The organism is Streptomyces sp. NPDC005004, assembly GCF_053600675.1.
Genome location: NZ_JBSGAH010000004.1, coordinates 92,995 through 117,678, shown reverse-complemented (window position 1 = coordinate 117,678; position 24,684 = coordinate 92,995). Strand labels below are relative to the sequence as shown.

General features: G+C 74.5%; 20 protein-coding genes. 10 read left to right on the top strand and 10 right to left on the bottom strand.

What is annotated here, in order from left to right:
* Positions 1–63: 63 nt before the first annotated feature.
* The gene (locus ACWEEU_RS06700) at positions 64–1,002 is read left to right on the top strand and encodes an ATP-binding cassette domain-containing protein (RefSeq protein ID WP_385750827.1); all 939 of its coding nucleotides are present in this window, start codon (positions 64–66) and stop codon (positions 1,000–1,002) included.
* Positions 999–1,760: an ABC transporter permease gene (locus ACWEEU_RS06695; protein ID WP_451729281.1), complete on the top strand. Its 762-nt coding sequence runs from the start codon at positions 999–1,001 to the stop codon at positions 1,758–1,760. The genes ACWEEU_RS06700 and ACWEEU_RS06695 overlap by 4 nt, the downstream gene beginning before the upstream one ends.
* Here the strand turns inward: ACWEEU_RS06695 and ACWEEU_RS06690 are convergent.
* Positions 1,744–4,908 (bottom strand): BTAD domain-containing putative transcriptional regulator, encoded by a 3,165-nt coding sequence (locus ACWEEU_RS06690; RefSeq protein WP_451729278.1) that lies wholly within the window; start codon positions 4,906–4,908, stop codon positions 1,744–1,746. The two genes, ACWEEU_RS06695 and ACWEEU_RS06690, sit on opposite strands and share 17 nt — an antisense overlap.
* 171 nt (positions 4,909–5,079) lie before the next feature.
* On the opposite strand from ACWEEU_RS06690, the gene ACWEEU_RS06685 reads away from it, so the two are divergent.
* Positions 5,080–6,237, top strand: coding sequence for a lactate 2-monooxygenase (locus tag ACWEEU_RS06685; protein WP_451729275.1), 1,158 nt, complete (start codon positions 5,080–5,082; stop codon positions 6,235–6,237).
* Between the two features lie 168 nt (positions 6,238–6,405).
* On the opposite strand, the gene ACWEEU_RS06680 is transcribed toward ACWEEU_RS06685, so the two are convergent.
* The 3 genes from ACWEEU_RS06680 to ACWEEU_RS06670 all read right to left on the bottom strand — a co-directional run bounded on the left by ACWEEU_RS06680 (position 6,406) and on the right by ACWEEU_RS06670 (position 9,192).
* Positions 6,406–8,058, bottom strand: a complete 1,653-nt coding sequence (locus tag ACWEEU_RS06680; RefSeq protein ID WP_451729272.1) for an RICIN domain-containing protein — start codon at positions 8,056–8,058, stop codon at positions 6,406–6,408.
* Between the two features lie 447 nt (positions 8,059–8,505).
* Positions 8,506–8,886 (bottom strand): toxin Doc, encoded by a 381-nt coding sequence (locus ACWEEU_RS06675; protein WP_385741249.1) that lies wholly within the window; start codon positions 8,884–8,886, stop codon positions 8,506–8,508.
* 3 nt (positions 8,887–8,889) lie between these two features.
* Positions 8,890–9,192 carry a hypothetical protein gene (locus ACWEEU_RS06670; RefSeq protein WP_385741246.1) on the bottom strand — a complete coding sequence of 101 codons (303 nt, stop codon included), beginning with the start codon at positions 9,190–9,192 and terminating at the stop codon, positions 8,890–8,892.
* Positions 9,193–9,343: 151 nt separating this feature from the next.
* Here ACWEEU_RS06670 and ACWEEU_RS06665 point away from each other — a divergent pair, with 151 nt between their 5' ends.
* On the top strand, positions 9,344–10,999 hold the full coding sequence (locus tag ACWEEU_RS06665) for a multicopper oxidase family protein (RefSeq protein WP_451729267.1): 1,656 nt from the start codon (positions 9,344–9,346) through the stop codon (positions 10,997–10,999).
* 198 nt (positions 11,000–11,197) lie between these two features.
* Positions 11,198–13,624 carry a SpoIIE family protein phosphatase gene (locus tag ACWEEU_RS06660; protein ID WP_385741240.1) on the top strand — a complete coding sequence of 809 codons (2,427 nt, stop codon included), beginning with the start codon at positions 11,198–11,200 and terminating at the stop codon, positions 13,622–13,624.
* A gap of 4 nt (positions 13,625–13,628) precedes the next feature.
* Here the strand turns inward: ACWEEU_RS06660 and ACWEEU_RS06655 are convergent, their stop codons facing one another.
* Complete coding sequence (locus ACWEEU_RS06655) at positions 13,629–14,177, bottom strand: RNA polymerase sigma factor (RefSeq protein WP_385741237.1); 549 nt, start codon at positions 14,175–14,177, stop codon at positions 13,629–13,631.
* 44 nt (positions 14,178–14,221) lie between these two features.
* On the opposite strand from ACWEEU_RS06655, the gene ACWEEU_RS06650 reads away from it, so the two are divergent.
* From ACWEEU_RS06650 to ACWEEU_RS06635, 4 genes are all read left to right on the top strand, one after another.
* Positions 14,222–15,604, top strand: a complete 1,383-nt coding sequence (locus tag ACWEEU_RS06650) for a serine/threonine-protein kinase (protein ID WP_385741234.1) — start codon at positions 14,222–14,224, stop codon at positions 15,602–15,604.
* A gap of 167 nt (positions 15,605–15,771) precedes the next feature.
* On the top strand, positions 15,772–16,500 hold the full coding sequence (locus tag ACWEEU_RS06645; RefSeq protein WP_451729262.1) for a DUF4232 domain-containing protein: 729 nt from the start codon (positions 15,772–15,774) through the stop codon (positions 16,498–16,500).
* 78 nt (positions 16,501–16,578) lie between these two features.
* A complete protein-coding gene (locus ACWEEU_RS06640; protein WP_385741228.1) occupies positions 16,579–17,871 on the top strand; it encodes an arsenic transporter in 1,293 nt (430 codons plus the stop codon).
* A gap of 55 nt (positions 17,872–17,926) precedes the next feature.
* Positions 17,927–18,409: a universal stress protein gene (locus tag ACWEEU_RS06635; RefSeq protein WP_451729259.1), complete on the top strand. Its 483-nt coding sequence runs from the start codon at positions 17,927–17,929 to the stop codon at positions 18,407–18,409.
* Between the two features lie 6 nt (positions 18,410–18,415).
* Here the strand turns inward: ACWEEU_RS06635 and ACWEEU_RS06630 are convergent, their stop codons facing one another.
* Both ACWEEU_RS06630 and ACWEEU_RS06625 read right to left on the bottom strand, forming a co-directional pair.
* Positions 18,416–20,338: a ricin-type beta-trefoil lectin domain protein gene (locus tag ACWEEU_RS06630; protein ID WP_451729256.1), complete on the bottom strand. Its 1,923-nt coding sequence runs from the start codon at positions 20,336–20,338 to the stop codon at positions 18,416–18,418.
* A gap of 312 nt (positions 20,339–20,650) precedes the next feature.
* A complete protein-coding gene (locus ACWEEU_RS06625; RefSeq protein WP_385741219.1) occupies positions 20,651–21,619 on the bottom strand; it encodes an aldo/keto reductase in 969 nt (322 codons plus the stop codon).
* A gap of 150 nt (positions 21,620–21,769) precedes the next feature.
* Here ACWEEU_RS06625 and ACWEEU_RS06620 point away from each other — a divergent pair, with 150 nt between their 5' ends.
* On the top strand, positions 21,770–22,570 hold the full coding sequence (locus ACWEEU_RS06620; protein WP_451729251.1) for an endo alpha-1,4 polygalactosaminidase: 801 nt from the start codon (positions 21,770–21,772) through the stop codon (positions 22,568–22,570).
* Between the two features lie 26 nt (positions 22,571–22,596).
* Here ACWEEU_RS06620 and ACWEEU_RS06615 read toward each other — a convergent pair whose 3' ends face one another.
* The 3 genes from ACWEEU_RS06615 to ACWEEU_RS06605 are packed head-to-tail and all read right to left on the bottom strand — an operon-like array spanning position 22,597 to position 24,628.
* Positions 22,597–23,109: a flavoprotein gene (locus ACWEEU_RS06615; RefSeq protein WP_451729248.1), complete on the bottom strand. Its 513-nt coding sequence runs from the start codon at positions 23,107–23,109 to the stop codon at positions 22,597–22,599.
* Between the two features lie 52 nt (positions 23,110–23,161).
* Positions 23,162–23,386 carry a ferredoxin gene (locus tag ACWEEU_RS06610; protein ID WP_451729245.1) on the bottom strand — a complete coding sequence of 75 codons (225 nt, stop codon included), beginning with the start codon at positions 23,384–23,386 and terminating at the stop codon, positions 23,162–23,164.
* A gap of 12 nt (positions 23,387–23,398) precedes the next feature.
* Positions 23,399–24,628, bottom strand: a complete 1,230-nt coding sequence (locus tag ACWEEU_RS06605; RefSeq protein ID WP_451729242.1) for a cytochrome P450 — start codon at positions 24,626–24,628, stop codon at positions 23,399–23,401.
* Positions 24,629–24,684: the final 56 nt, after the last annotated feature.

Below are 24,684 nucleotides of genomic sequence, written 5' to 3'. Positions count from 1 at the left end.
GGCCCCGCACCCGTGTCAGGGGCGTGGCGGCGCCGTGTCAGGGGCGACCGCCACCTTGGCGTCATGCGAAACTCAGCGATCGCGGTCTCCGGACTGCGCAAGGCGTACGGCGGCAAAGCCGTCCTCGACGGCATCGACTTCGACGTCCCGGCGGGCTCCGTCCTGTCCCTGCTCGGCCCGAACGGCGCGGGCAAGACGACGACCGTCAACATCCTCACCACCCTCCTGAAGCCCGACGCCGGGACGGTGTACGTCGCCGGGCACGACGTGACGACCGCGACCCGTCAGGTGCGCGCGGCCATCGGCGTGACCGGCCAGTTCGCGGCCGTGGACGAGCTGCTGACCGGCCGGGAGAACCTGCGTCTGATGGCCGACCTCAAGCGGGTGCGCCCGGCCGACGAGGTGGTCGCCCGGCTGCTGGAACGGTTCGATCTGACGGAATCGGCCGACGAGTTGGCCTCCGCCTACTCCGGCGGTATGCGCCGCAAGCTGGACCTGGCGATGACGCTGGTCGGCAACCCGCGGATCATCTTCCTGGACGAGCCGACCACGGGCCTCGACCCGCGCAGCCGCCGCACGATGTGGGACATCGTCCGCGAGCTGGTGGCCGAGGGCACCACCATCCTCCTCACCACTCAATATCTGGAGGAGGCCGACCAGTTGGCCGACCGGATCGCGGTGCTCGACCACGGCCGCCTGGTCGCCCAGGGCTCCCCCGAGGAGCTGAAACGCCAGATCCCCGGCACCCACGTCCGGCTGCGCTTCGCCGCCCCGGCCGACCTCGACACGGCGGCCCGGGTGCTGCCCGGCGCCGTACGCGACGACCAGGAACTGACCCTGCGGGTCCCCGGCGACGGCGACTCCCGGTCGCTGCGCGCCCTGCTGGACCGCCTCGACGAACACCTGCTGGACGCGAAGGAGCTCTCCGTGCACACCCCCGACCTCGACGACGTCTTCCTCGCCCTCACCGGCCGCGCGCACACGGAGGTGACCGCCAAGTGAGCACCTCCACGATGCCGCTGGCCGACGCGGCGGTCATGCTGCGCCGCAACTTCAAGCACACGCTCCGCAATCCGGTCACCCTGTTCCAGGCGGTCCTGTTCCCGCTCGTGATGATGGCGATGTTCGTCTACGTCTTCGGCGGCGCCTTCAAGGTCCGGGGCGAGTACATCGACTACGCGGTGCCGGGCCTGATCGTCATGGCCCTCACCTACGGCCTGGGTCCGACGGCCGCCGCCGTCAACGGCGACATGACCAAGGGCATCATCAACCGGTTCAAGGTCATGGACGTCTCCCACGGCGCCGTGCTCGTCGGGCATGTCGTCTCCACGACCGTGCGCGGTCTGATCGCGGACGCGGTCATCATCGGCGTCGGCTTCGCCATGGGCTTCCGTCCGCACGCGAGCCTTCTCCAGTGGCTCGGCGCGATCGGCGTGATGCTGCTGCTCGGGTTCGCCGTGAGCTGGCTGACGGTCGCCCTGGGGCTGGCCGCGAAGACGGTGGAGTCGGCGGGCCTGGCCACCGTGCCGCTGATCATGCTGCCGTTCCTCAGCAGCGCGTTCGTGCCCGCCGACACGATGGGCGCGGGCGTACGGCAGTTCGCGGAGTACCAGCCCTTCACGCCGATCGTCGAGACGCTGCGCGGGCTGCTGACGGGCCACCCCTCCGGTGGCGACACCTGGGCGGCTCTCGCCTGGTGTGCCGGGTTCGCGGTGGTCGGCTACGCGTGGGCGGTCTCCACGTTCAAGAAGCGTGCGTGACCCCGGGCGGGGCGAGCACGGCCTCGGCCAGTCGGCGCCAGTCGGTCCGGGTCCCCTCCCGGGCCGCCTCGGCGTACCGCGCGTCACCGAGGCGGTCGCGGGCCTCCCGCTCGATCCGGTCCGTGTCCGGGTTCGAGCGGTCCCGCAGGCCGCCCACCTCCGCGCTCGCCGCGAGCAGCCGGGCGGCCTGTTCGGGCTTCCCCTGGCGCAGCGCGAGGTCCGCGACACCGACGAGCACCTGGGCGACGGCCAGTGCGTATCCCGACTCGGCCGCCGCCGCGCAGGCCGCCGTGCGGTGGGCGCGGGCCTCGTCCAGGTCGACGGCGAGGTGGCCGAGCAGGTCGTGTCTGATCGCCCGGATGTGCGGCAGTCCGGATTCGTCGCGCAACAGGGCGGTCGCCGAGTCGAGTTGGGCGCGCGCCTCCTCGGCGTCGCCGTCCCAGCGGGCGAGTCCCGCCTTGGCGAAGGCCAGTTCGGCCAGCGCATCCGGCCAGGTGACCCGCTCGGCCCACCGCTGCGCCTCGGCCAAGGCGGCGGCGCTCGCCTCCCGGTCCCCGAGCAGCCGGCACAACTGGGCCTGCCGCGACCGCATCCGGATGACGTCCTCGGCCGCGCCGACCTCGGTGACGACCGCGACGGCCTGCTCGTAGTGTGCGCAGGCGGCGGCGAACTCGCCGCGCATGGCGATGCGGTCGGCCAGCTCGGTCTGCGCGAACGCGATCCCGAACCGCTCCCCGAGCGCCCTGAACTCCGCGAGCGCCGCCTCCAGATGGGCGTCCGCGTCCCGTCCGCTCCACCCGAGCACGATCCGCATCTTGCCCATGTGCAGCCGGGCCAGGGCGCGCACCCAGGGGTCCTCGTCCGCGAGCAGCGGCTCGAAGGCGGTCAGCGCCTCCCCGGGGTCCCGCAGCAGCCGCTCCATCGCCCCGACCAGGCCGAGTGCCGGGTGGCCACCGCCCTTGAGCGCCCGGCTGATCCGGTATGCCTCGTGGATCCACTCCGCGGCCTGCTGCGCGTCGCCCCGCCCGGAGGTCGCGAACATCGAGTACAGGGCGTACACCGTGGCCCGGACCTCGTCGGCGACCTCGCCGGGCACCTCGGTGGCGGCGGTGATCAGCTCCATGCCCTCGGCGCGGTGTCCACCGAGCCACCAGTACCAGCCCGCGCCCGCCGCCAGCCGCATCGCCGCCTGCGCGTCCCCGGCCGCGAGCGCGCCGCGCATGGCCGCCGCGATGTCGTCGTGCTCGGCCTCCAGCCTGGCCAGCCAGTGGAGTTGGCCGGCGCGGCGCAGGTGCGGCTCGGCGGTCTCGGTGAGTTCGGTGAGGTGGGCGAGGTGTGCCCGGCGGGCGAGGTCCGCCTCCCCGGCCTCCGCCAGGCGGTGACCGGCGTACTCCTTGATGGTGCCGGTCATGCGGTAACGCGGGGCACCGTCCCCCTCGGCGCGCAGCAGCGACTTCTCGGTCAGCGCGGTGAGCAGCTCGAAGACCTCCTCGCGCGCGACCTCCTCGCCGGGACCCGCGCAGACCCGTTCGGCCGCCTCCAGGCTCGCCCCGCCGGAGAACACCGCGAGCCTGCGCAGCACGGCCCGTTCGGCGTCGGAGAGCAGCTCCCAGCTCCAGTCGACGGCAGCGCGCAGGGTCTTGTGCCGGGGCAGGGCGGTGCGGCTGCCGCCGGTCAGCAGGCGGAAGCGGTCGTCGAGACCGCCCGCGAGCTGGTCGACGGACATGGTGCGCAGCCGGGCGGCGGCCAGCTCGATGGCCAGCGGCAGTCCGTCGAGCGCCCGGCAGACCCGCGCCATGGTCGCCAGCGTGCCGGTGTCGCCCGCGAGGTCCCGGCGCACCGCGAGCGCCCGGTCCCGCAGCAGCCGTACGGCCGGTGCGGACGCGATCTCGGCCGGGGCGGCGTCCGCCGACGGCAGGGCCAGCGGCTCGACCGGCCACAGGGCCTCGCCGGTGATGCCGAGCGGTTCCCGGCTGGTCGCCAGGACGCGCAGGCGCCGGCACTCCCCGAGGACCCGGTGGGCGAACTGAGCCGCGGCCTCGACGACGTGCTCGCAGTTGTCCAGGATCAGCAGCGCCTCGCGCTCGCGGATCGCGGCGACGAGCCGGTCCACGGGCTCCGCGTGCGGGGCGCCGCCGAGCAGGGTGTCGCGCAGGCCGAGCCCGGAGAGGGTCGCCTGTGCCACGTCGCCGTCGGCGCCGAGCCCGGCCAGCTCCACCAGCCAGGCTCCGTCGGGGAGTTCACGCAGCAGCGTGCGCGCGGTCTCGGTGGCGAGCCGGGTCTTGCCCGCGCCTCCGGGGCCGATCACGGTGGTGAGCCGGTGCTCGGTGACGAGCCCGCGGACCGCCTCGACGTCCTCGCCGCGCCCCACGAACGTGGTCAGCTCGGCGCGCAGATTGGTCTTCCGGCTCTCGGGACGCGTCAGCTCACCGCGCAGCAGGGAGACATGGAGCGCGGCCAAGTCGGGCGAGGGATCGACCCCCAGCTCCTCGGACAGGGCTTCCCGCGCGCGCTGGTACACCAGCAGCGCCTCACTGTCCCGCCCGGCCGCGACGAGGGCGCGCATCAGCGCGGCGACGAGCCGTTCGCGCAGCGGATGCGCGGCCACCAGACCGGTCAGCTCCGTGACCGTCTCCGCCCCGCGCCCGAGCGCGAGATCCGCCTCGGCCCGCTCCTCGGTGGCGGTCAGCCGCAGCCCCTCCAGCCTCACCACGACGGCGTCGAACGCCTCACCCCCGCCGAGCCCCACGTCCTGAAGGGCGGCGCCCCGCCACAGCCCGAGTGCCTCCCGCAGCAGCCGCACCCGCCCAAGCGCGTCCCGCCCCTGCGCCTCGCCGACCAGCCGCTCGAACCGCAGGGCGTCCACGGCGTCCGGCTCGACCCGCAGCCGGTACCCCTCCATACGCCCCTCGATCGCCGCGTCCGGCAGCAGTTTCCGCAGCCGGGACACCAGCCGCTGCAACGCGTTCGCGGCGTCCGCGGGCGGGTGTTCGCCCCAGATCCAGTCCACGAGCGACGCCTTCGGGACCACCTGTCCCGCCCTGAGCGCCAGCGCGGCCAGCAGTCCCCGCAGCCGTGCCCCCGGCACCTCGACCGGGCCGGCGTCGTCCGCGCGCACCGTCAAGGGCCCCAGTATCCCGATCTGCACCCGCCGATTTTGCCACGGGCGGGAGCGGGCGTCCGCGGGCCGGCGCCGCCCCCGGCTCCCCCGCGTTCCCGGGGTCGCGTCCCGGCTCCTGACCAGTGGCTCCCCTCCGCCTAGGATCAACGCCGGTCCTGGCAGGGCCGGATGTCCGTGTCGAGTGGAGGGAGCCGGATCATGGTCGGGCAGTGGGCGGATTTCCAGTACGAGATCTATCTGAACGGGATGACCGGTGCGGTCCCCCGGCTCCCCACCGATCTGTCCCGGCTGGAGGAGCTGGCCGAGCACCGGCTCGGCCCGGGTCCGGTGGGGTACGTCGCGGGGAGCGCCGGGGACGGCAGCACGGCGCGGGCCAACCGGGACGCGCTGGAGCGGCGGAGGATCGTGCCCCGGATGCTGCGGGACGTACGCGAACGGGACCTGTCCGTCGAGGTGTTGGGGCGCACGTTGCCCGCGCCGCTGGCGCTCGCTCCCGTGGGAGTGCTGTCGATCATGCACCCGGAGGCGGAGTCCGGGGCCGCCCGTGCCGCCGCAGCGCGGGGCGTGCCGTACATCCTGTCGTCGGCGTCGAGCACGCCGATGGAGGAGGTCGCGGAGGCGATGGGGGACGCCGAACGCTGGTTCCAGTTGTACTGGGGCGGCGACCGTGAGGTGACGGCCAGTTTCCTCGCCCGCGCGAAGGCGTCCGGGTACTCGGTGCTGGTGGTCACGCTGGACACCCCGCTGCTGTCCTGGCGCCCGCGCGATCTGGACCGGGCGTACCTGCCGTTCCTGCACGGGGTCGGCACCGCCAACTACTTCACCGACCCGGCGTTCCGCGCGGGGCTCGCAAGGCCGGTCCACGAGGACCCGAACGCGGCCGTGCTGCACTTCCTCGGGCTGTTCGGGGACGCCGGGCACACCTGGCCGGACCTGGCGTTCCTGCGGGAGCACTGGGACGGGCCGATCGTGCTGAAGGGCGTTCTGCACCCGGACGACGCCCGCCTCGCCGCCGACGCGGGGATGGACGGGGTGGTGGTCTCCAACCACGGCGGCCGCCAGGTCGCCGGTTCCGTCGCGGCGGCCGACGCGCTGCCCCGGATCGCCGAGGCCGTCGGCGACCGGCTCACCGTGCTGTTCGACAGCGGCATACGCACCGGTGACGACGTGTTCAAGGCGCTCGCCCTGGGCGCGGGTGCGGTGCTCCTCGGCCGCCCCTACGTGTACGGGCTCGGTCTCGACGGACAGGCGGGCGTGGACCACGTGATCCGCTGTCTGCTCGCGGAACTGGACCTGACGATGGCCCTCTCCGGCCATGCCTCCGTGTCCACGCTCGGCCCGGACGCGCTGGGCTGAGCCGAGGGCGGAGTACGGCTTCTCGGTCGACCGAGGGCACGGCAACCCCAAGGGGCGCGGACCCGTGCCGATGTGCGGCCACGACCCCGTGAGCGCGACCAGCCGCACCGAACCGGCACCCGACGGAGGTGAGGAACACCTTGTTCCCCGGCCGAAGCGCCGCAGGTACTACGCCCCTTGGCGCGGCGGCTCCGAAGCCCCCGATATGGACAGCGAGTCGGGGCTCGCCGACGGTGTGTCCGTCAGCCAGCGCTGGCCGGAGGAGCGGTCGCGGAAGGCGGCGACGATGTCGGAGCCGGGCCGGGTGTCCGCCGCCGCGAGGGCCAGGGTGCGGTCCCAGCGGGGCAGCAGCTCGCCGCGCACCGTGAGGTCGTAGCGCACGTCGTCCGCGCGGTCCGTGCCGGCGTCGACGCAGGTGCCGAGGATGACCACGCCGGGGTCGGCGTGCGAGTCCAGGCAGAGCTGGGGGTCGGCGGCGCTGTGCAGCAGTCCGTCGGCGTCGTAGGTCCAGCGCTGGACGGCGTCGCCGGAGCAGAGCGCCAGCGTGGTCGCGGCGCCGGCGCGGGGCTCGCCCTTGACGCTCAGGCAGAGGTCGGCGCCGACGTTGCGCAGCCGGAAGGGGTGCCCGGCCGTGGGGACCGCCACGGCGGTGGGCGTGCCGACGGGCGCGGACGGTGACGTGCCGTCGGACGGCTGCGCCGAGCGGGGGTCGGCGGCGGGCTTGGCGCCGGTGGAGGCGACCTGCGAGGTGCCGTCCCCGCCGCCCGGCCACGCGCCGACGGCGAGCACGGTCACGAGGAGCCCGGCGGAGGCGACCCCGACGCCGGTGAGCACCACCTTGGGCGAGAGGACCCCGGCGACGCGGGCGAGCGGACCCTCGCCGCCCCGGCGGCGGCCCGTTGCCTCGCCGCCCCCGACCGGTGCCCCGCGCTTGCCGCCGCGCCTGCGCCCGCCCGGGCGGCGGGCGGTGCCGGACGCCGTGGCGGACCCGGAGCGGCCGGGGCGGGAGTCGAGGTAGCGGCGGGCGCCCCAGCCGAGGACGGCCTCGGTGAGCAGGGCGCCGAGCGCGGTGTCGACCTGGCCGAGCTGTTCGGCGGCGTGCCGGCAGTAGGCGCAGGAGGCGAGGTGCCTGCGTACGTCGGGCAGCAGGTCGCCGCCCCGGCGGATCGGCACGTCGAAGAGGCGGTTGTAGTGGCGGCACTCGGCGCTGGGGGCGAGTTCGCGGTGGGCGCGCACACAGCCCTCGCGGAAGCGCTCCCGGGCCTGCTCCAGCGCGGCGAGGGCGCTCGCCTCGTCGAGCCCGAGCAGTACGGCCGGGACGGCGACCGGCTCCGCCTCGACGGCGGTGTGCCACAGCAGGGCCTGTTCCAGCGGGGCCAGCGCGTGGAAGGAGCGCTCGGCCAGGGCGCGGTTCTCCGGCGTCAGCGACTTGGCCGCGCGCATCCCGCGTCCGCCCGCGGGCTTTCCGAGCCCGGGCAGGGCGTCGGTGATCCGGTCGGCGGCGGCCCAGTCCACGATGGTGTCGCGGACGGTGAGGAGCAGCCGGGGGCGCAGGGCCACGGCGGGTTCGCCGAACCGGAGCCGGTCGAGGACCTGGTGGAAGGCGGCCGCCGTGACCATGTGGGCCAGGGGCCCCGACGTCGCCAGACAGATGACGGCGTAGTCGGTGGCGGGCTGCCAGTGACGGGCCATCAGCAGGGCGGCGGAGCGGGACGCCTCCGCGTCGGAACCGGCGCGCAGGGGCGCGGCGAGCGACTCGTCGGACTCGCCCGGGTCGCCGCCGTGCGGGTACGGGGGCCGGGAAGGTCGGGGGGTGGTCACTTGAGCGGTTTCCTTTGGCGCGTGCGGTGCGTGGGAGCCGGGAGCGAGCCTCCGGGGTGCGCACGGGAGCGGGAAGTCACCGGCGTCGTCCCCACCCCGGTTCCTCAACTGCCGAAGCGGCCCCGGACCTTACCCCCCGCGCGGGTGTGTCAACCCTCGCACAACTTCTGCACAAGCAACAAGGCGCCCGTCCCACATCACCGGTTTTGAAAGGAAGTCTTCGAAACCCTGAGCGGGTGTGTTGTCTCGTGCCCCGTGTGAAACACGCGCACCCACCGCCCCGCCGCGCACGCTGCCGCCGGGCGGCGGGGCGGTGTGGACTTGGTCCCGGTCCTTCCCGGAAGGCCCCCGGCGGAACGGCGGTTCCGCGCACGGGGCAGGCCGGCCGGTCCGTTCCCACCGCCCCGGCCGGCGGTCACGACGGCTTCCCCCGTCCGCCGGGCGGTGTCAGATCTGCCAGGAACGGAGCCGGCCGGCCGCACCGTACACATCGGCCGCGCCGGAGCGCAGATCGCGTACGAGTCCGGCGAGGGCGCCCGGCGGCGGGTCGATGCGCGCGCCGCTCACGGCCAGATAGGCGACGGCGGTGGCGCACGCGAAGCGCGCGTTGGCGGAGGGCAGGGGCCGGAGCACGGCGAGGGTGTGCAGCAGGGCGGCCGCCCGCCACGCGGCGTCGGCCTCCACCCCGGGCCCCGGGGGCTCCACCCGGTGCCGGGCCACGGCGGCGACCAGTACGGACAGGTCCCCGACCGCCGCCGCCCCGGGCAGCACCTCCTCGTACCGCCGCAGCAGCCAGGGGACGTCGATGTGGATGACGGGCGACGGCATCGCTCAGGCGGCCTCGCCGTCGGCGGAGGAGGCGGGAGCGGAGGCGGACGTGGGCGCGGGCGCCGGTGCGGGGGCGCTGCGCACGGGCGGCGGTTCGTCGTCCGGGAAGGCGGCAGCGAACTCCCCCGCGTGGGCGGCGAAGAAGGTGCGGAACGTCTCCGCGCCCTCCTGGAGTGCCCGGTGCCGGGCGATACCCGCGGCGGCGGCCTCGCGGACGAGGGCCTTCATCGACGTACCGCGCTCCTTGGCGATCTGGCGCAGGTCGGCCAGTTCGCGCTCGCTGAACTCCACATTCAGAGCTGGCATGGCCTCACGGTACAGCGCGGGTACTTACCCGTAAATTCCGCCAGTTGGAGGACCTTTTCCGCCGGTACCGAGAGCGGCGCGGGCCCGACACCAGCGGACGCGCCGCCGCAGATCCATCACATATGAGCACAAAAAGTGTCTTATTTCCTTCATGCACACACCTTCGCGGCGTACCCTGCTCCGAGCCCCGTTCGCTGCCGCCGGCGCGGGTCTCCTGGCTGCCTGCACGGACTCAGGCACCGACCCGCGGCCGGGACCGGGACCGGGACCGAGCGGCGCGGCGGCGGCCGAGAAGGCCTTCGTCCCCCCGGGGCCCGAGGGATATGTCGACCCGTCGGGTCCGGAGGTCCGGGCCGCCGAGCGCAGACGCGGCTCGGGCCGGGTGCGCATGGTCGCGCTGACCGCCAAGGAGACCACGCTGGACCTCGGTGGCCGCAGCGTGCGCTCGTGGGCCTACCACGACCAGCTCCCGGGGCCGCTGGTGCGCGCCACCGCGGGGGACGTGCTGAGCATCCGCTTCGCCAACCGGCTGCCGGAGTTCTCCACCCTGCATTTCCACGGCATCCGGCTGCGCTGCGACATGGACGGCGTGCCGGGGCTGACCCAGCGGGCCGTCGCCGCCGGGACCGATTTCACCTACCGGTTCACCGCCGCCGAACCGGGGACGTACTTCATCCATTCGCACGTCGGGATGCAGCCGGACCGCGCGCTGTACGCGCCGCTCATCATCGACGACCCGCGCGAGCCGCTCTCCTACGACCAGGAGTGGGTCGTCATCCTGGACGACTGGCTCGACGGGGTGAACGGCTCCACCCCCGACAAGGTGCTCCGCCAGTTGATCCCGAACTCGGCGACGCGCGACAGCATGAGCATGGACATGGGGATGGGGATGGGCCCCCAGCACCCGTCCGCGCACCCGTCCGCCCGTGCCTCCGCGCATCCCGGCCCCACTCAGGTGGACAACGGCCCCGACCGCAGGCTGCACCACTCCCACAGCCGCCTGCTGCACAGCATGGGCGGCAGCGTGGACTTCCCCGTCTACCTCGTCAACGGCCGCCGCCCGGGCGAGCCCACCAGCTTCCGCTGCCGCCCCGGCGAGCGCATCCGGGTGCGCATCATCAACGCGGGCTCCGAGACCGCCTTCCGGGTCGCGCTCGGCGGTCACACCATGACGGTCACGCACACCGACGGCTACCCGGTGCAGCACTGCGACACCGACGCGCTGCTCGTGGGCATGGCCGAGCGCTACGACGTGCTGGTCACCGCGAAGGACGGCGTCTTCCCGCTCGTGGCGAAGGCCGAGGGCAAGAACGGCCAGGCCATCGCGGTCCTGCGCACCGACAAGAGCAGAACCGTTCCTCTCCCCGACGTGCACCCCGACGAGCTGGACGGGAACATCATCCCCGCCCGCCGGCTGCGCCCCGCCGACGCGGTCGCCCTGGACGACCGCGAGCCCGACCGGCGGTTGCGGATCAAGGCCACGGGCAACATGGGCAGGTTCGACTGGAGCTTCGACCACAAGCCGTACGACGTGCGCCAGCGCCACCCCGTGCGGGCCGGGGAGCGGGTGCGGGTCACCCTGATCAACGCCACCGACATGTGGCACCCCATGCATCTGCACGGCCACACCTTCGCGATGACCGGCCTCGACGCGGTGGGCGCGCGCAAGGACACCGCGGTGGTCCTGCCGCACCGCAAGCTGGTCTTCGACTTCGACGCCGACAACCCGGGCCTGTGGATGCTGCACTGCCACAACCAGTACCACTCGGAGAGCGGCATGATGACGATCCTCGGCTACCGCACCTGAGCGGGGCGCGAAAGTGCCGGTGGAACCGACTTCCTGCGAGGCGGCGCCGCGGCGGGGCCGCTCGCCCCGGCGGCGGCGCCGGGCGACCCGTGCCCCGCTCGGTCCCGCACAGCAGGCGGGGGTTCGCCGACAGGGCCTAGGCTGGGTGGCGGAGGTGCGCCTGTCGACTCTGCGCGCACGCGCTTGGGAGTGGCGACGATGAGCCGGGGCTATCCGTTCGACGAGGCGGCGACGGCCCGGGCCGTGATCGCCGACGACGGAACACTGCTGGAGTGGAACGAGGGCGCCCGGCGTCTGCTCGGCTACCCGGCCGACGCGGTCCTGGGCCGCCCGGCCGCCGGCCTGCTCGCGAACGACGACGGCACCGGGCCGCTCCCCTCCGGCGTCCGCTGGGACGGCACGCTCGACCTGCGCCACAGCGACGGGCGCACGGTCCCCGTCTGGCTGCTCGCCCGGCGCCGCCCGGCCGACGGCCACGGCGCCGGCGACTGGCTCGTGCTCGCCCCGCCCACCGGCGCCGCCCCGCCGCCGGCCGGCGACCCGCTCGCCGAGGCGGGCCTGGTCCAGTCCCCCTGCGCCGTCGCCGTGTACGACGACCAGCTGCGGCTGTGCCGGATGAACGACGCGATGGCCCAGGTCACCGCCCTGCCCGAGGAACGGGTGCGCGGGCTGCGGATCACCGAGATGGGCGGGCTGCCGCAGTCCGAGGAGCTGGAGCGCGACATGCTCCAGGTGCTCACCACCGGTCAGCCCCTGAACCTGCGGGTCTTCGCCGGTGGCGCGGGCGACGGACCGGGACGGGTCTGGCTCGCCCGGATGGCGCCGGTCACCGGTCCGGCGGGCCGGGTGCGGGGCGTCGTCGTCGCCGCGCACGACGTCACCGAGGGCCACCGGGCCCGGCAGCGGCTGCGCCTGGTGAACGAGGCGAGCCTCGCCATCGGCACCTCCCTGGACGTGACCCGCACGGCGCGGGAGCTGGCGGACGTGTGCGTGCCCGTGCTCGCGGACTTCGTCACCATCGACCTGCTGGACCCGACCGAGCACGGCGGCGAGCCACCGCGCCGGGTGGTGGCACCCGTGCCGCTGCGCCGGGTCGCCCAGCGGTCGGTGCTGGAGGGCGAGCCGGAGGCGGTGGCGGAGCCGGGCGGCTCCGAGGCGTACCCGGAGTTCGCCCCGCAGGCGGCCGCGCTGCTGATCGGCCGTACCGTCACCGCCACGGTGGCCGCGGGCGATCTGGACAAGTGGCTGACCTGGAGCACCGAGCGGGGCGAGCGGGTGCGCCAGTTCGGCATCCACGCCACGATGGCGGTGCCGATCCACGCCCGGGGCACGACACTCGGGGTGGCGGTGCTCGGCCGGCACCGGCGCCGCGAGCCGTTCACGTCGGACGACGTGCTGCTGGCCGAGGAGATCACCACGCGCGCCGCCGTCTGCCTCGACAACGCCCGCCGCTACTCCCGCGAGCGCGAGACCGCCCTGGCCCTCCAGCGGAGCCTGCTGCCCCGGCGGCTGCCGCCCACCGCCGCCGTGGAAGCCACCTCCCGCTACCTCCCCGCTGCCCGGGCCGGGGTCGGCGGCGACTGGTTCGACGTGATCCCGTTGTCCGGGACGCGGGTCGCGATGGTCGTCGGGGACGTGGTGGGCCACGGGGTGCAGGCGTCGGCGGCGATGGGCCGGCTGCGCACCGCCGTGCGCACGCTGGCCGACCTCGACCTGGCCCCGGACGAGCTGCTCACCCACCTGGACGACCTGGTGGTCCGGCTCTACGAGGAGTCGGGCGGCGACGGCGGCGGCGAGGTGGGGGCGACCTGCCTCTACGCCGTCTACGACCCGGTGTCCCGGCACTGTTCGCTGGCCCGCGCGGGCCATCCCCCGCCCGTGGTCCTGGAGCCGGGCGAACCGCCCCGCGAACTCGACCTGCCCTCAGGCACCCCGCTGGGCCTCGGTGGGCTCCCCTTCGAGGCGGCCGAGGTGGAACTGCCCGAGGGCACGGTGATCGCCCTGTACACCGACGGTCTGGTCGCCTCGCGGGACCGCGCCGGGGACCGGGGCAGGCAGCTGCTGTTCGAGGTGCTCGGCGACGAGGCCCGGCGCCTCGGTGAGCGCCGCGGCGAGGCGCTGGAGGCCACCTGCGACCGGGTCCTGGACGCCCTGCTGCCGCGCGGCGAGGCGGCGGACGACGTGGCTCTGCTGCTGGCCCGCACCCACGCCCTGCCCGCCGATCAGGTGGCCACCTGGGACGTGCCGGACGACCCGGCGCTGGTGGCGTCGGTGCGCAGGGAGGTCGGGGAGCAGCTGGAGCGCTGGTCGCTGAGCGAGGCGGCGTTCACGGCGGAGCTGGTGGTGAGCGAGTTGGTCACCAACGCGATCCGCTACGGCTCACAGCCGGTGCGGCTGCGGCTCATCCACGACGCGGACCGGCTGATCTGCGAGGTGTCGGACGCCAGCCACACCGCCCCGCACCTCAGGCGCGCCAAGACCTTCGACGAGGGCGGCCGGGGTCTGCTGCTGGTCGCGCAGCTGACCCAGCGGTGGGGCAGCAGGCACACCGCCGAGGGCAAGACCATCTGGGCGGAGCTGACCCTGCCGGAGGACGGGCGGCGGTCGGAGCAGGACGGCCGGTAGCCGCTCAGTAGCCGCTGAGCCAGGGCCGTACCCGCTTGCGGGCCTCGTGCAGACGGGACTTGAGGGTGCCGAGCGGGATGCCGGCCCGTTCGGCGGCCTCGGCGTAGTCCAGATGGCAGATGTCCCGGTACACGAGCGGCGCGACCAGATGCGGATACTCGCGCTCCAGCCGGTCGAGCGCCTCCAGGAGGTCGACCCGGGAGCCCGCGATGACGCTGGTGGTGCGGGGGTCGACGGGTTCGGGGCGCGCGGGCGGGACGGGCCGTTCGGCGGCGCGGCGGCGCAGCTCGCGGTACTTCTGGCGGCAGCAGTTGGCGACGACCGTGTAGAGCCAGGTGCTGAAGCGGCTGCGGCCCTCGAAGCCGGTGATGTGCCGGGCCACCTGGAGCAGCACGTCCTGCGCGGCCTCCTCGGCGTCCTCCCGGCACGGCAGGAAGCGGCCGCAGCGGCGCATCACCTCCGGGCGCAGTTCGGCCAGGAGCCGGTCGAGCGCGGCCGTGTCACCGGCCGCGGCCAGTCGGGCGAGGTCCTCGGCCGTCGGCTCGTCCCCCACCGCTGCCCCCTCGAAGTCGATCTCAGGCCAGGCATGATAGTCGTATGCATCCCCCGGAGCGGATCGGCCGTCACCGCATGGAACGGGTCCTGGGCACCGGAGCCTTCGCCACGGTGTGGCTCGCTCACGACGACGAGCTGGACGCCCCGGTGGCGGTCAAGGTGCTCGCCGACAACTGGGCGCACCGGCTCGACGTGCGCGAGCGGTTCCTGTCCGAGGCGAAGCTGCTGCGCCGCGCCTCCTCCAGCCGTCTGGTGCAGGTCTACGACATCGGTGAACTCCCGGACGGCAGGCCGTACTTCGTCATGGAGTACGCCGACGGGGGCACGCTCGCCGACCTGCTGACGGAGGGTCCGCGCCCGGTCTCGGAGGCGCTGCGGCTGACCGCGCAGGCCGCGCGCGGGGCGGCAGCGCTGCACGAGGCGGGGATCGTGCACCGCGACATCAAGCCGACCAACGTGCTGCTGCACACCGCGCCCGACGGCGAGCGGCGGCTGCTGCTCGCGGACCTGGGCCTGGCCAAGAGCCTCGCGCAGGCGTCCGTGCTCACCCTGGCGGCGGGCTCGGCGGGCTATCAGCCGCCGGAGCAGGCCGAGCCGGGGGCGGGCATCGACGCGCGCGCCGACGTCTACAGCCTGGGCGCGGTGGGCTACGAGCTGGTCACCGGCACCGTGCCGGCTCCGCCGGGGCGCGTGGTGCCGCCGGGGCGGCTGCGCCCCGGACTGGGCGCGGACGTGGAGCGGGCGCTGCTGCGGGCCCTGGAGCCGGACCGGGAACGGCGCTGGCCGGACGCGGCGGCGTTCGCGGACGAGCTGGAGCGGCTGGCGGACGGCGGCGGGCGCGGGCACCGGCGGTGGCCGCGCCGGGTGCGCGCCGGGTACGCCGTCGTGGCCGGGACGGTGGCGCTGGGGGTGGCCGCCGGGGCGGTGGCCCTGGTGCTGCACCGGCCCGCCGCCGGGGATGCCGGGCCGGTGCGGGTGCGGGACGCCTCGGGGCGGATCAGCGTCCAGGTGCCCGCCGGGTGGGCGCGTGAGGTCCGTGACTCGGGCTGGAACCCGGCGGCGATCGGGCTGCCCCCGGGACAGGAGCCGGGGCTGGTGGTGGCGGGCGACCTGGAGCGCTGGCCGGACCTGGGCGCGGCGGTGGACGGCGTGTTCGTCGGCGTGGCCGGGGGCGGGGACGTGGCGGCTCGGGTGGGCGCGCTCACCCACGCGGGATGCCGGGACGCGGGCGGGCGGGCCTTCACCGGGGGCGCCTGGCGCGGCACGGTGCGCACCTGGGGGGACTGCCCGGACGGCGGCTCGGTCACCGAGTCGGCGCTGCGCCCGGCGGACGGCGCGGACGAGCCGCAGGTGTACGTCCAGGTGCGCCGCAAGGGCGGCGGGGACGCCACCGACGCCGTCCTGCGCTCGCTGCGGGTCGGCTGAGCGGATCCGACGGTCCGACGGGGCACGAAAGGACCGGGGGCGGGAAAATATTCTTCGCGCGCTCCGAACTTTTCCCCCGGTCCGCGCATCGGAGTGTGGTGACGGCGCACCCGGCGCCGGAGGCACGCGTACCGCGCGTGCCGCGAGTACCAGGAGTGTCGAGCGACATGGCGAACTCATCTCCCTCCGCACGGCGCGGGGCCCTCATCGCGGGGTCGGTCGCCGTACTGGGTCTGCTGACCGCCTGCGGCGGCGGCCAGGGCGTGCGCGCCGAACCGGTGAAGACGGAGTCGGGCACGGCCGCGCCCGCGACCGAGCGGTCCCCGGGCGCCTCCCCGCCCGCGTCGGCCGCGACGGCCACCCCGTCGGGCAGGCACGCGTCCTCGACCGCCGAGCCGCGGGAGTCGCGGCGCGGCGACGGCACGAAGGACGACGGCACCAAGGGCGACGTGACGCCGGGCGGCAAGCCCGCCGCGAGCTCCCGGTGCCACACCTCCGAGCTGCGCGCCTCGGTCGGCGGCAACGACCCGGGGGCCGGGCAGGAGAACTTCCCCGTCGTGCTCACCAACAAGTCGTCCCGCACCTGCACGGTGCACGGCTATCCGGGCGCGGCCTTCGTCGACGCCTCGGGCAAGCAGCTCGGTCCCGACCCGAAGCGCTCCTCGGGCTCCGCGGTGACGGTCACGCTGCGGCCGGGGGCGAGCGCCTGGGCGGGGCTCACCTTCTCCAACCCGGAGATCAGCGGCGCCGACACCGCGCGGCCCGCCGCGCTCGTGGTCACCCCGCCGGACGAGCGGGACTCGCTGAAGGTGGCGTGGTCGGCCGGGACGGTGCCGGTCGGCGGCAACTCCTCGTCCGTCTTCCTGAGCGTGTTCCGGCCGGGCAGCCAGCCCTGACCGGCACGAGACACGTTCTGCGGCGCCCGGTGCTCCGCGCCCGGCCGGCGCCCGGTGTCCCGCCCGTGATCTGTTTTCATGGGCAGGCACCGATCCCGTCCGACCCGGAGGAACGCCCTGAACACCCCGCTCGCCGAGGCCCTGTCCGCCGTCCTGCTCGTGGCGGTGCTCGCCTGGGCGGTTGTACGGCCCTTCGGCCGCTCGGAGGCCGTCCTCGCGGTGCCCGCCGCCGGACTGGCCATCGCCCTCGGTGTCATCCCGCCGGAGCACGCCCGCGAGGAGGTGGCCCGGCTCGGCCCGGTCGTGGGGTTCCTCGCGGCGGTGCTGGTGCTGGCCCACTTCTGCGACGTTGAGGGGCTGTTCCGGGCGTGCGGGGCGTGGATGGCGCGCTGGTCGCGGGGGCGTCCGGTGCGGCTGCTGACGGCGGTGTTCGCGCTGGCCTCGGTGATCACGGCCGTGCTCAGCCTGGACGCGACGATCGTGCTGCTGACCCCGGTGGTGTTCGCGACGGCCGCACGCACGGGCGTACGGCCGAAACCGCAGGTGTACGCCTGTACGCATCTGTCCAACACGGCCTCGCTGCTGCTGCCGGTGTCCAATCTGACGAACCTGCTGGCCTTCGCGGCGAGCGGGCTGAGCTTCACCCGGTTCGCGGCGCTGATGGCCCTGCCCTGGCTGGCGGCGATCGGGGTGGAGTACGTGGTGTTCCGGCGGTTCTTCGCCGGGGATCTGGCGGTCTCGGCGCCGGGTGCGGGGATCACCGGCGAGGAGCCGCCGCTGCCGCTGTTCGCGCTGGTGACGGTGGGCTGCACGCTGGCCGGGTTCGTGGTGGCGTCGGGGTTCGGCGTGGACCCGGCGTGGGTCGCGGCGGCGGGTGCGCTGGTGCTGGCCGGGCGGGCACTGATCCGGCGGCAGGCGACCCCGCTGACGGTCGTACGGGCGGCGGCGCCCTCGTTCCTGGCGTTCGTCCTGGCGCTCGGCGTGGTGGTGCGCGCGGTCGTGGACAACGGGCTCGCGGACGCGCTGAAGCACGTACTGCCCGGCGGCACCGGCCTGCTCGCGCTGCTGGGCACCGCCGCGCTGGCCGCCGTCCTGGCGAACCTGATCAACAACCTGCCCGCCGTCCTGGTCCTGCTGCCGCTGGCGGCTCCGGCGGGCGCGGGCGCCGTGCTCGCGGTGCTGCTCGGGGTGAACATCGGCCCGAACCTCACCTACGCCGGTTCGCTCGCGACCCTGCTGTGGCGGCGGATCGTGCACCAGCACGACCACGGCGTGAACCTCGGCGAGTTCACCCGGCTCGGTCTGATCGCCGTGCCCTCGGCGCTGGCCGTGTCGGTGGTGGCACTGTGGGGTGCGCTGAGCCTGTTCTGAAGCCGCGGCGGTCCGTCAAAGAGCGACCGTCGTACGTCGAGAGGGGCCCGACCGGATGCGTGTGATCGCCTGGCTCGTCGAGGGGACCTGGCCCGCCTGTGTGGACGCCGTACGCGACCACACCCCGGCCGGTGCCGAGGTGGTGCTGCTGCACGTGAGCGGACCCGAGGTGCCGGGGGTGGCGCACGGGGCGTTCGCGGGGCTGCTGGGTCGGGGGCGCCGGGGCGATCCGGGCGATCTGATGGAGGCGCTGAACGACGGTTCGGCGGCGGAGCTGCTCGCGGCGGCCGCCGAACGGCTCGGCCGCCCCTGTGTCCGTGAGGAGCGCTCGGGGCGGGTCGAGCGCGAGGTCGTCGCGGCCGCCGAGGGCGCCGACCTGCTGGTCCTCGCCCGCGACGGCGACCGCACCCGGCTCGGCCCGCACAGCCTGGGCCCGGCCTCCCGCTTCACCGTGGACCACGCGCCCTGCCCGGTCCTGCTGGTGTGGCCGGACCGGGCGCCGTCCCTGCGGACCCTGCCGCCCCCGCCTCCTCACTGACGCCCGTCAGCGGCGGCGCCCCCCGTAGGAGCCGCCGTAGGACCCTCCGTACGAGTCCCCGTAGGAACCGTAGGAGCCGTAGGACCCGCCGTGGTCCCGGTCGCCGTAGTGGCCGTCCCGGAAGCAGGCGTCCTGGTGGTCGGCGCAGCGGTAGGAGACGGGGAAGCCCTCCCGGGTGGGCCCGGGCTGCTCGGTGGGGGTCGCGCCGGACGTGGGCCGCGCGCTCCGCGTCGGGACCGGTGCGGCGGTCCGGCCGGGAGCGGCACCGCTCGTGCCCTTGGCGGGCGGCGTGGTGCCGTCCCAGCCGACGCTCTGCATCTGGGGATCGGGATGGCTCGTGTCCATGACCCAGTGCTGCGCCCCGGTGTCCTCGCGGTTCTTGACGACCAGTGCGCCCGAGCCGTCGGTCGCGGCCGGGGTGAGGGCGAGGTCCTGGTCCCAGCGCGGGACGAGGACACCCTGGAGGGTGAAGTCGTAGCGGAGGTTCCTAGCGGTGTGTCCGGTGGCCGAGCAGGGGGCGAGCCGGACCGAGTAGCCGAGGTGGGAGTCGAGGCAGAGGTCGGGGGCGGCGTCGCTGCGCAGCAGGCCGTTGGTCTCGTACGTCCAGCGCTGGGACGGCGTCGAGGAGCACGAGGCCAGTTCGGTCTCGGCGCCCTTGACCGCCTTGCCGACGACCGCGACGCAGTCGCCGGAGGCCACGTTGTGCAGCCGGCCGTGCAGGGCGCCCTCCCGGGTGCTCGCCCCGGCCCACGAAGGGCCCGGCGTGGGCGGCTGGGTGTCCGGCGCCTCGGAGGGGGTGGCCCCGTGGGCGCGGGCGGAGTCGTCGCCGGAGCCGAGCGCCGACCACAGCACCAGCGGGAGGACGACCAGGCCGCCGACGGTGGCGACCGCCATGCCGAGGTTGCGGCGGCGGGCGCGGCGCGCGGCCCGGTGCGCGGAGCGGACGGCCGGTCCGGAGGCGGCGGTGGTCCGGTGCGCGGGCGGGAGGTCGGGGACGGCGGCGAGCGGCCGCTCGAAGTCCTCGCCGCCCGTGAGCGCGGGGGCGGCGGGCGTCTCCTCGGCGCGGTGCGCGCGGGCCTCGCGGTACTCGGCGGCGCCCCAGCCGAGGACGGACTCCGCGAGCGCGAGCCCGAGCCCCTGCTTGAAGCGGGCGAGCTGCTCGGCGGTCTCCATGCAGTGGCGGCAGCCCTCCAGATGGGCCCGCAGATCGGGGTCCATGTCCATGGCGCCGCGCCGGAAGGTCACGTCCAGCATCCGCAGATAGCGCCCGCACTCGGGGTCGGCGGCCAGCTCGCGGTGGGTCTGGAGGCACTCCTCGCGCAGCCGCTCGCGGGCGCGGCGCAGTTCGATGAGGGTGTTCTCCTCGTCCAGGCCGAGGAGTTCGGCGGGCACGGAGAGGGGTTCACCCTCGACCTCGGCGTGCCAGAGCACCGCGCGGTAGGACTGGGGCAGCCGCTGGAAGGCCCGGGACAGCAGCCGCCTGCCGGAGGAGGGGAGCAGCCGGGCGGCGGCGCGTTCGGTGCTGCCGGGGCCCGGGAGCAGCGCGGGGTGGAGCAGGTCCTGGCGGCCGTCGCCGTCCCACTCGGCGGCGATGCGGCGCACGGTGACCAGCAGATGGGGGCGCCAGGCGGCGGAGGGGCCGGCCTGGCGCAGGGTCTCGCCGAAGAGCCGGGTGAAGGCGGCGGTGGTGAGCATCCCGGCCGCGCGCGGCCCGGCGGTGCACAGCCGGGCGTAGGCGTAGCCCGCCGCCCAGTGCCGGTCGAGGAGTTCGCCGACGGGGTGCAGCGCGGGCGCCGCTCCGGTCCAGTTCTTCAGCTCGGCACTCAGCTCCCGGTCCGATACCGGAGCTCGCCCGCCGTGTTCGCCGTAATCGGCAAAATCCCGGGACTGGGGGAAATCAGGGAAATTCTCCGGTCCTTCGCCTTTCACTACCGCATTCCTCCAGACCCGACACGGAATCGGCCCATGCCGACGGCAGGACCCCGGACGCGACAGCCCCAACGCCCGCCTGGAGAAGCTCATTTGAGACAGGGGGGACGCACCGGAGCGGACCGGCGCTCGCGGCGGAAAAACAATTGTCCGCGCGCCGGCAGCGCACACTTTCGCACAGGCCGGCGGCGCGGAACAAGAGATCTCCCGTTCGAGGGCCCGGAAAACGGAACGGGCGAGAACGAAGTTGATCATCGAGCGGGATTCACAGCCGAATCCTATTGATCACTCAATGAAAATAGGCGGCGGAAATCAGTGCCCGCTGACGGCGCGCGGGGTGTACGGCCGCTCCAGTTCCTCGATCTCCGCCTCGGTCAGCTCCAGCCGTACGGCGGCCACCGCGTCCTCCAGGTGCCCCGGCCGGGACGCTCCGACGATCGGCGCCGCCACCGTGTCCTGGTGCAGCAGCCAGGCCAGCGCCACCTGGGCGCGCGGCACGCCCCGCGCCTCGGCGACGCGGGTCACCGCCTCGACGATCTCGCGGTCGCTCTCCAGATACAGCCGGCCGCCGAAGTCGTCGTTCGCGCTGCGCCCGGTGACCGTGCCCCAGTCGCGGGTGAGCCGCCCGCGCGCCAGCGGGCTCCACGGCAGCACCCCGACGCCCTGGTCCGCGCAGAGCGGCAGCATCTCCCGCTCCTCCTCGCGGTAGAGCAGGTTGTAGTGGTTCTGCATGGACACGAACCGGGTCCAGCCGTTCAGCTCGGCGGTGTACTGCGCCTTGGCGAACTCCCACGCGTACATCGAACTCGCCCCGAGGTAGCGGACCTTGCCCGCCTTCACCAGGTCGTGCAGGGCCTCCATCGTCTCCTCGACGGGAGTCTCGTGGTCGTAGCGGTGGATCTGGTAGAGGTCGACGTAGTCGGTGCCGAGCCTGCTCAGGCTGTGGTCGATCTCCGACATGATCGCCTTGCGGGACAACCCGCCGCCGTTGGGCCCGGGGCGCATCCGGCCGTGCACCTTGGTGGCGAGCACGATCTCGTCGCGGTGCCCGTAGTCCCGCAGGGCCTGGCCGACGATCTCCTCGCTGGTGCCGTCGGAGTAGACGTTGGCGGTGTCGAAGAAGTTGATCCCCGCCTCCAGCGCCTGCCGGATCAGCGGCCGGGCCGCCTCCTCGCCGAGGGTCCACTCGTGGACGCCCCGGTCGGGCTCGCCGTAGGTCATGCAGCCCAGACAGATCCGCGAGACGTCCAGGCCCGTGGAACCCAGCTTCACATACCGCATCGTTGCCGCTCCTGCCGTCGGGAGGTGCTGTCACCGCGAGGGTACGTCGGCCCGCCGAGGGCGAGTTGACGCACACGACGCGCGGCCGGTTGGATCACGACAGTGCCGTACGGCGGTCCCGCCGCCCCAGCCGAGAACCGAGGAGCGCTCGTGGCCCGCCAGGCTGTCCCGCGTGCCGCCGCCGCGCTGCTCGCCCTCGCCGTCGCCCTCACCGGCTGCGGGTCGGGGCACGACGGGAACGGAGTGGAACTGCCGCCGCGCCACGCCGGGTTCGACTACCAGATCGGCGGCGCCTACCCGCCGCCCGCCGGGGTCCGGATCGTCACCCGCGACCGCTCCGCCTCCCCCGCCCCGGACCGCTACAACGTCTGTTACGTCAACGCCTTCCAGGCCCAGCCCGACGAGCGCGCCGACTGGCCCGCCGACCTGCTGCTGCGCGACGCTCACGGCCGCACGGTGATCGACGAGGACTGGGACGAGCCCCTCCTCGACCTGCGCACCCCGGCCAAGCGCGAACGGGTCGCGCGCCGGGTGAACGCCTGGATCGACGGCTGCGCCCGCAAGGGATACGACGCCGTCGAACCCGACAACTACGACAGCTACACCCGCTCCCGCCATCTGCTCACCGCCGCCGACGCGGTCGCGTACATGCGCCTGCTGACCCGGCACGCGCACACCCGCCGTCTGGCCGTCGGCCAGAAGAACACGGCGGAACTGACCGGGCGCCGCGGTGCCGCCGGGCTGGACTTCGCGGTGGCGGAGGAGTGCGGGCAGTACGACGAGTGCGGGGTGTACGCGAAGGCGTACGACGACCGCGTGCTGGACGTCGAGTACACCGACGCGGGGCTGCGCAAGGCGCTGGCCCGCTGGGGCTCCCGGCTGAGCATCGTCCGCCGGGACCTGGAGGTCTCCGCGCCCGGCGATCCGGGATACGTCCGCCGCACCCGCTGACTCGGGGTGTTGCGGCACCCGCCGACTCAGTGGGGCGGCTCCAGCAGGTCCAGGGCCGACTCCCAGGGGAAGCCGTCGTCCCCGGCGCCCTCACCGAACCGCACACCGAGCCCGGTCAGCCGGTCCACGCTCTCGGCGTAGACGGGGTGGGCGGCCAGCGCCTCGCCGACGCGGGGCAGCACCGCGATCGGCACGCCGAGACCGAGCGCCTCGCACAGCGTGCCGACCGCGAGGGTGTCGGCGATCCCGGCGGCCCACTTGTTGACGGTGTTGAAGGTCGCGGGCGCCACCACCACCGCGTCCGGCGGCGGGAAGGGGCGCGGATCGCGCGGGGTGCGCCAGGCGGACCGCACGGTGCGGCCGGTCAGCCGCTCGGCGGCGGCCAGGTCGAAGAAGCCGTTGGTCGCCGCCGGGGTGGCGATGACGCCGACCTCCCAGCCCCGGGTCCGCGCGGCCGTGATCAGGGTGCCGACCCTGTCGGCGATCCCGGCCGCGCAGACGACGACGTAGAGGAACGGCTTGCCGGTGCGGTCGGTCATCCGGGCACCCTACCGGGGCGCCGGACAGCCGGACCCGCACCGGCGGCCGTGCTCAGTCGTCCGTGAGGGCCGCCGCCCGGGGCGCGTCGTCCGTGACGGTGATCGCGCCGACGGGGCAGGCCCGCGCCGCCTCCCGCACCATCGGGTTGTCGGTGGCGTCCTCGCGGCCCGGGATCAGCGCGCTGTAGCCGTCGTCGTCCTGGGTGAAGACCGCCGGGGCGGCCAGCGCGCACTGTCCCGCGCCGATACAGAGATCCGTGTCGATGTCGATGTGCATGGGCTGAGCCTCTTACCAGTTCACGGGGAGTTCCAGCATCCCCTGGATCGTGTCGCCGGGTTTGAAGGGGACCTCCTCGGCCGGGACGGCAAGGCGCAGCCCGGGCAGCCGGGTGAGCAGAGAGCCGAGGGCGATCTCCAGTTCGGCGCGGGCGAGGTTCTGTCCGAGGCACTGGTGGATGCCGAAGCCGAAGGCCACGTGGTGGCGGGCGGAGCGGTGCCAGTCCAGGCTGTCGGGGTCCTCGTACACGGCGGCGTCGCGGTTGATCACCGAGGTGGAGAAGAGCACACCCTCCCCGGCCCGGATGGTCTGCCCCTCGACCTCGATGTCCTCAAGGGCGATCCGCACCAGACCGTCCGCGATGGACAGCATCCGCATCAGCTCCTCGACCGCGCCGGGCAGCAGCGAGGGGTCGGCGCGCAGCTCGGCCAGCCGCTCGGGGTGCCGGAGCAGGGTGAAGGTGCCCAGCGAGATCATGTTGGCGGTCGTCTCGTGCCCGGCGACGAGCAGGATGAGCCCGAGCGAGACGGTTTCCGCGCGGTCCAGGGCGCCCTCGCGCAACTGCTGGTGGACGAGGTCGTCGAGCACGCCGTCGCCGGGTTCCGACTGCGCGGCCTTGCGGTCGACGAGAGCGCCGAGGTACTTCTCCAGCTCCACGCGGGCGGCCTGGGTGTCCTCGGCCGTCGGACCGCGCAGCAGCCTGCGGGACTGCGCCTCGAAGAACTCGTGGTCGTCGTACGGCACCCCGAGCAGACCGCAGATCACCATGGAGGGCACGGGCAGCGCGAAGGCGGAGACCAGCTCGGCGGGCGGCCCCTGCTCGATCATCGCGTCGAGGAGGTCGTCCACGATGCGCTGGATGCTCGGCCGCAGCGCGGCGGCACGTTTGACGGTGAACGACGGGATCATCATCCGCCGCTGGACCTTGTGCTCGGGATCGTCCAGGCCGAGCAGCGCGATCCGCCGGTCCCGCACCGCGGCGAAACGGGCCGAGGGAACGGGGAAGCCGGGCCTGGTGCGGTCGCTGGACAGCCGGGGGTCGGCCAGCAGGGCGCGGGCCGCGGTGTGCCCGGTGACGGCCCAGACCTCGCTGCCGTCGAAGAGCGTGACCCGGGACAGCGGCCGCGCCTCGCGCAACGGGCCGTACCCGGTGGGCGGGTGGTAGGGACAGGAACGGTCCTGCGGGAAGGCGACGGGGTCCGCCGGGGTGGCCGGCTCGGTGATGTCCGTCAGTTCCGTCATGGAAAGACCTCGCAGACGAAGAGGTGCGTCGTGCCGATCTTCATTAGATGCCTGGG

Bases quoted from the DNA above. Each gene is read 5' to 3' on its own strand.
- ACWEEU_RS06700 (WP_385750827.1), top strand. From the start codon at position 64: ATGCGAAACTCAGCGATCGCGGTCTCCGGACTGCGCAAGGCGTACGGC.
- ACWEEU_RS06685 (WP_451729275.1), top strand. From the start codon at position 5,080: ATGGTCGGGCAGTGGGCGGATTTCCAGTACGAGATCTATCTGAACGGG.
- ACWEEU_RS06675 (WP_385741249.1), bottom strand. From the start codon at position 8,886: ATGCCGTCGCCCGTCATCCACATCGACGTCCCCTGGCTGCTGCGGCGG.
- ACWEEU_RS06670 (WP_385741246.1), bottom strand. From the start codon at position 9,192: ATGCCAGCTCTGAATGTGGAGTTCAGCGAGCGCGAACTGGCCGACCTG.
- ACWEEU_RS06665 (WP_451729267.1), top strand. From the start codon at position 9,344: ATGCACACACCTTCGCGGCGTACCCTGCTCCGAGCCCCGTTCGCTGCC.
- ACWEEU_RS06660 (WP_385741240.1), top strand. From the start codon at position 11,198: ATGAGCCGGGGCTATCCGTTCGACGAGGCGGCGACGGCCCGGGCCGTG.
- ACWEEU_RS06650 (WP_385741234.1), top strand. From the start codon at position 14,222: ATGCATCCCCCGGAGCGGATCGGCCGTCACCGCATGGAACGGGTCCTG.
- ACWEEU_RS06645 (WP_451729262.1), top strand. From the start codon at position 15,772: ATGGCGAACTCATCTCCCTCCGCACGGCGCGGGGCCCTCATCGCGGGG.
- ACWEEU_RS06640 (WP_385741228.1), top strand. From the start codon at position 16,579: ATGGGCAGGCACCGATCCCGTCCGACCCGGAGGAACGCCCTGAACACC.
- ACWEEU_RS06635 (WP_451729259.1), top strand. From the start codon at position 17,927: ATGCGTGTGATCGCCTGGCTCGTCGAGGGGACCTGGCCCGCCTGTGTG.
- ACWEEU_RS06625 (WP_385741219.1), bottom strand. From the start codon at position 21,619: ATGCGGTATGTGAAGCTGGGTTCCACGGGCCTGGACGTCTCGCGGATC.
- ACWEEU_RS06615 (WP_451729248.1), bottom strand. From the start codon at position 23,109: ATGACCGACCGCACCGGCAAGCCGTTCCTCTACGTCGTCGTCTGCGCG.
- ACWEEU_RS06610 (WP_451729245.1), bottom strand. From the start codon at position 23,386: ATGCACATCGACATCGACACGGATCTCTGTATCGGCGCGGGACAGTGC.
- ACWEEU_RS06605 (WP_451729242.1), bottom strand. From the start codon at position 24,628: ATGACGGAACTGACGGACATCACCGAGCCGGCCACCCCGGCGGACCCC.